Raw genomic sequence first — 5,642 nt, forward strand, 5'->3', positions numbered from 1 at the left:
TCAGGTCTTCCCTGCCCTTCCGGTCTTGGTTTCCCTTCAGGCTTCGGAGGTCTTGGTAAAAGAACTTTTCTTGAAAGTTTCATTTTCTTACGGTCATCATACCCCATAAATTTCACTTCCACTTCATCACCTTCGTTATAAGGAACCTTATCTAAACGGGACCATTCGATCTCAGAAATGTGAAGAAGACCTTCAGTACCCTTAGCAATCGCTACAAAAGCACCGAAATCCATTACCTTCACCACTTTCCCTTTATAAACCTCTCCTACAACAGGAACAAAAGTAATCTCATTGATCTTCGCAACCGCAGCATTGATCTTCTCTCTGTCTGTACCTGCAATCTCAATACGTCCGATTTCACCAATCTCTTCAATTGCAATAACCGTATCCGTATCCTTCTGCATCTGCTGAATGATCTTTCCGCCAGGTCCGATTACCGCACCGATAAACTCCTTCGGAATCTCCATTACCACCATCTTCGGAGCGTGAGGCTTAACGTCAGCTCTTGGTTCAGCAATCGTTTCAGTAATCTTATTTAAAATATGTAATCTTCCGTCCTTAGCCTGCATCAAAGCCTTTTCCATAATATCCATAGAAAGTCCCTGGATTTTAATATCCATCTGGCAAGCTGTGATACCGTCCGCAGTACCCGTTACTTTAAAATCCATATCCCCTAAGTGATCTTCATCCCCTAAGATATCAGAAAGTACCGTGAATTTACCCGATTTCGTATCCGTAATCAATCCCATAGCAATCCCCGAAACAGGTTTTGTAATCTGTACACCTGCATCCATCAATGCCAGTGTTCCCGCACAAACCGTTGCCATAGAAGACGAACCGTTAGATTCTAAAATATCAGAAACAATTCTGATCGTGTAAGGATTTTCTGCAGGAATTACTGCAGTTAAAGCTCTCTGAGCAAGATTCCCGTGTCCGACTTCTCTTCTTGAAGTTCCTCTTAAAGGTCTTGCTTCACCCGTAGAGAACGGTGGGAAATTATAATGTAAAAAGAATTTTTCGTCATGTTGCGTAATAACGCTGTCGATCATATTCGCATCCTTTACAGAACCTAAGGTAACCGCAGTTAACGACTGAGTTTCCCCTCTTGTAAAGACTGCAGAACCGTGCGCTCCCGGAAGATAATCGATCTCAGACCAGATCGGACGGATCGTTTGAGGATCACGCCCATCCAAACGGATATTTTCTTCAAGAATCATCTGGCGCATCGCCTCTTTTTCAACGTCGTGATAATACACTTTTACGAAAGGAGTTACTCTTTCAAGCTCTTCCGCATCCTCTGCATACTGCGCAAGGAATTCATCAAGAACAGCCTTGAACTTCTCCCCTCTTTCTTCTTTAGCCGATGGCGTTTTTGCTACTTCATATACCTTATCATAGCACTCTTTCCATACTTTCTCACGGATTTCCTCATCATGAGTTTCATGAGAATACTCTCTCTTAGGGAAAGATTTACCCACTTTCTCAGCAAGTCTTTCCTGAGCTTCAATCTGCTTTTTAATTTCAGCATGAGCGAAATTGATCGCTTCCAGCATTTCCTGCTCAGAAATCTCCTTCATCTCACCTTCCACCATTACGATAGAATCCTTTGTAGCCCCTACCATAATATCGATGTCAGACTTCAGAAGATTTTCATAACTTGGGTTAACGGCAAGTTCTCCGTCTATTCTTACCACTCTCGCTTCAGACATTGGTCCGCCGAAAGGAATATCTGTAATAGCAATAGCTGCTGAAGCCGCTAAACCTGCCAGAGCTTCAGGCATTACTTCCTTATCATAAGAAATTAATGAGATCATTACCTGTACTTCCGCGTGGAAATCTTCAGGAAATAACGGACGCAATACCCTGTCCACCAATCTCATCGTTAAAACTTCATCATCAGAAGGCTTCGCCTCTCTGCGGAAAAAGTTTCCAGGAATTCTTCCTCCTGCATAAAATTTTTCTCTGTAATCTACCGTTAAAGGTAAAAAATCCACTCCCGGATTCGCTTCTTTGTTGGCTACCACCGTTGCTAAAAGCATCGTTCCGCCACATCTTACAACTACGGATCCGTCAGCCTGCTTTGCCAGCTTCCCCGTTTCAATAATGATTTCCCTGCCGTCTGCAAGAGTAATCGTTTCTGTAAACGCTTGAGGTATACTCATAAAAAAATTGTCTTCATGTACTCCGTATTGAGTACGATTATTATTTAAACTCTTTAAATTTTCGTTTGCAAAGGTAATGTATTATAATGATTTTTTTAAATTTTTGCCTGTAAAATCTTACACATCTGCCCTATAATTTCCATATATTCTGCACCGAAAACCACTTCTGATTACGAAAACAAAAAAGCAACCTCTCTCGAGATTGCTTTTTATGTGAAAATCTTTGTAGATTATTTTCTTAAACCTAATTCAGCAATAATTGCTCTGTATCTTGCGATATCTTTATTTTTAAGGTAATCTAATAAACTTTTTCTTTTACCTACCAGTTTCACCAAAGATCTTTCTGTGTTATAATCTTTGTGATTGCTCTTTAAATGAGCAGAAAGGTGGTTGATTCTGAAAGTGAAAAGTGCAATTTGTCCTTCAGCACTTCCTGTGTCCTGTGCAGATTTTCCGTGTTTTGCGAAAATTTCCTGCTTTTTTTCTGTTGTTAAGTACATTCCAATATTGTTTAATGATTATTATGTAACGGGTGCAAAAGTACGACTATTTTTTTATTCTGCCAACATTATTGATTTCATTTATTGATTTTGATAGAAAAAAATGTTAAAAATTTCTTAAAAAAATTATGTTACCCCACTAAAAGGCAGTAATTTTGCATACGAATTTAGTGATGAGAAAATTAATAACATTTACCACCTTTACTTTAGCTCTTTTTGCAGGTTTTTCTTTATTAAAAGCTCAGAAAAACCGTGAGAACAAGATCAAAAAAGTTTTATATTTCAATCCTGAAGTAGAACCCGACATTCAGGAAATTAAAGAACCTACCAATACCGCATTCTTCAGCGCAGTTTCTGATAATTTAAGCGAAAGAAAAAACAAAATGCTGAGAACGGAAACACAGATTTCCTTCGACAGCATCGATAAACAGACCGTTTGGGATTACTGCAAAAATAACGAAGCCGATTTTGCCATTGTTCCCAAAGTTAAATATTTCAAAGTAGGAATAGGAAAATACGTCTTTTCCAATCAGGTAGTTGTAAGCATGAAACTTTTTGATGCAGAAGGCAACCTGATTACAGAAACAGACTACGATACCTATAAAAAGAACATGAGACTGCTTGGTTCCACCGTAAACTCCGTAAAAATAGGAACCAACGGAGCCATAAAAGAAATTGTAAAGCAGTTAAAAAAAATGAAACACACCGCTGAATCAGAATTATGATTTCAGGAAAATCTGCTTAATTTTTATTTCAACGAAGTCCCACAAAAGATAAGCGATACATTTACTTAAAATTCAGGACTTCTCCATGAAAAAAAATTAACAACCTTTAAAAACCTTTTATTTTTATTCTTTTGAAAACTTCAACTATTCTGTTTCAGGTTTAATTCTAATTCTATACACTTCAATTCATCAGGAAAAATATATGGAAGAAATCCTAAATTGATTTTAAATAAACAGCAAGGGAAAATCAGATTATTACTTTCCGTTAAAAACAATCTCAATCTGAACATATTCTAAATAAAGCTCCGAAGTTAAAAACTGCTATGCGCAACATTTAAATTCATCAATTTAAATTCATCGCGGTGTGAATAATTACAATTATTATTAGTAATTTAGTTAAGAACAATTCTTCAAACTATCTAAATTGAAATTTCTTAGCATTTGCACTCTCAGATTGCAGATGCTTTTTTATTATGGGATAATACAGAAGATATTTATCAGTAAAACAACACATTAAAATCAAATTATTTTCATTTAACAGTGAATAATATAATCTTTTTTGTATTTTTAGCCTACATTAAATCTAAATAATATGAAAAATTCAAACCTGAAAAAGCTCACCAGAAAGGAGCAGGAAAAAATCAACGGCGGAGGACTTCAGAGATGTCATTACCATTTTGAATGTCCGGGAGGATCCTGCTGCCAGAATGTTTGTGTGTACTACAACTGCCCTGAAGTTTAATCCCTGAAAAGTTTATTATGAAAAATCTTAAAAAACTCACCAGAAAAGAGCAGGAAAAAATCAACGGAGCCGCTATGGTACAATGTACAAAAGATGCACACTGTTTTATCGGATGGTGCTGTTCCTACAGCTGCGTTCCGTATGCCTGCATTGAACCTTAGTCGGAAAACCTCTTACTGAAAACCTGAAAATTCAGTACATGTAAAAAAGAAAAACAATAATTTATCACTTTTAAAATTTAATTTTTTCAAAGCATTCGTTTTTGCGGATGCTTTTTTATTTTCAGAAATTTAATTAATCCTTAAATTTTGCAGTTCTTTGGGCAATTTTAAAAATTTGGGTTATTTTTGCACTACTCTTAAAAATTTGACGTTTTGAATTCTAAAGACGAACTTATCTTCAACCCTGCCGATATTGCCGAAACTCTTAGCGAACTTCACGCAGATGAGAGGCTTTTGGCATTTCTGAAAGTTCCGAAAGAATACAAAGCGGAAGTTTTTTCACATCTTGATCCCGATTTTCAGGAAGAAACCATCAGAAGCATCGGAAGCGATGAGGTTTCAGAAATCCTGAATGCCATGACGCCGGATGACAGAACGGCTCTTTTTGAGGATTTTCCGGATGAGCTTATCAAGTATTCCATCAATCATCTTAATCCGCAGGAACGCAGAATTGCCCTTAAATTATTAGGCTACGATTCGGATTCTATTGCCCGTCTGATGACGCCTTATTACATCCAGATCCGAAAAGAATGGACCATTAAAAGATGTCTCCAGCAGATTAAAAAAGTAGGAAGTAAAGTAGAGACGATGAATTATCTCTACGTTGTGGACGAAAGAAATCGGCTGATCGATGATATTGCGCTGGGAAGTCTTTTACTGGCTGAGGAAGAAACTTTGGTTTCAGAAATTACAGATAATCATTTTGTTGCGATTACGACAACAACTTCCAAAGAAGATGCAGTACAGTATTTCGAAAAATACGACCGTGCCGCACTTCCTATTATTACAGAAGCCGGAGTTTTAGTGGGAATTGTAACGATTGATGACATTCTCGACCAGATTGAGCAGCAGAATACGGAAGATATCCAGAAATTCGGGGGATTGGAAGCTTTGGACGTTCCTTATACGCAGACTTCTCTCATCGAAATGGTCAAAAAGAGAGGAATGTGGCTGATTATCTTATTTTTCTCTGAAATGCTTACAGCTTCGGCGATGGGTTATTTTGAAGATGAAATTCAGAAAGCAGTTGTTCTCGCACTTTTTGTTCCATTGATTATTTCCAGTGGAGGAAATTCCGGTTCTCAGGCGGCAACTCTGATTATCAGAGCGATGGCACTTCAGGAAATTACTTTAAAAGACTGGTGGTACGTAATGAGAAAAGAAATTTTCACGGGTTTATCATTGGGCGGAATTTTAGGGATCATCGGTTTCCTGAGAATTATGATCTGGCATAAAGCAGGTTTTTTCGACTATGGAATTCACTGGGCTTTTGTAGGTTTAAGTGTAGGGGT

The 5,642-nt window shown here is 37.5% G+C and carries 6 protein-coding genes; 4 read left to right on the forward strand and 2 right to left on the reverse strand.

The features are described from left to right. Both WFK35_RS19920 and rpsO read right to left on the reverse strand, forming a co-directional pair. Positions 1–2,162: polyribonucleotide nucleotidyltransferase (locus WFK35_RS19920; RefSeq protein ID WP_336734172.1), on the reverse strand; the 2,162-nt coding region annotated here is incomplete at its 3' end. Between the two features lie 230 nt (positions 2,163–2,392). After that, positions 2,393–2,662: a 30S ribosomal protein S15 gene (gene rpsO, locus WFK35_RS19925; RefSeq protein WP_214590449.1), complete on the reverse strand. Its 270-nt coding sequence runs from the start codon at positions 2,660–2,662 to the stop codon at positions 2,393–2,395. Positions 2,663–2,835: 173 nt separating this feature from the next. On the opposite strand from rpsO, the gene WFK35_RS19930 reads away from it, so the two are divergent. The 4 genes from WFK35_RS19930 to mgtE all read left to right on the forward strand — a co-directional run. Beyond that, positions 2,836–3,387, forward strand: a complete 552-nt coding sequence (locus WFK35_RS19930; protein ID WP_336690362.1) for a pyruvate decarboxylase — start codon at positions 2,836–2,838, stop codon at positions 3,385–3,387. Between the two features lie 592 nt (positions 3,388–3,979). Continuing rightward, on the forward strand, positions 3,980–4,129 hold the full coding sequence (locus tag WFK35_RS19935; RefSeq protein ID WP_214590450.1) for a hypothetical protein: 150 nt from the start codon (positions 3,980–3,982) through the stop codon (positions 4,127–4,129). A 17-nt stretch (positions 4,130–4,146) separates the two neighbouring features. Then, a complete protein-coding gene (locus WFK35_RS19940; RefSeq protein ID WP_214590451.1) occupies positions 4,147–4,290 on the forward strand; it encodes a bacteriocin-like protein in 144 nt (47 codons plus the stop codon). A 213-nt stretch (positions 4,291–4,503) separates the two neighbouring features. Continuing rightward, positions 4,504–5,642, forward strand: a 1,139-nt coding sequence (gene mgtE / locus WFK35_RS19945; protein WP_336734174.1) for a magnesium transporter, incomplete at its 3' end; no start/stop codon positions are given.

It is taken from the genome of Chryseobacterium sp. VD8 (assembly GCF_037149975.1).
GTDB lineage: Bacteria > Bacteroidota > Bacteroidia > Flavobacteriales > Weeksellaceae > Chryseobacterium > Chryseobacterium indicum.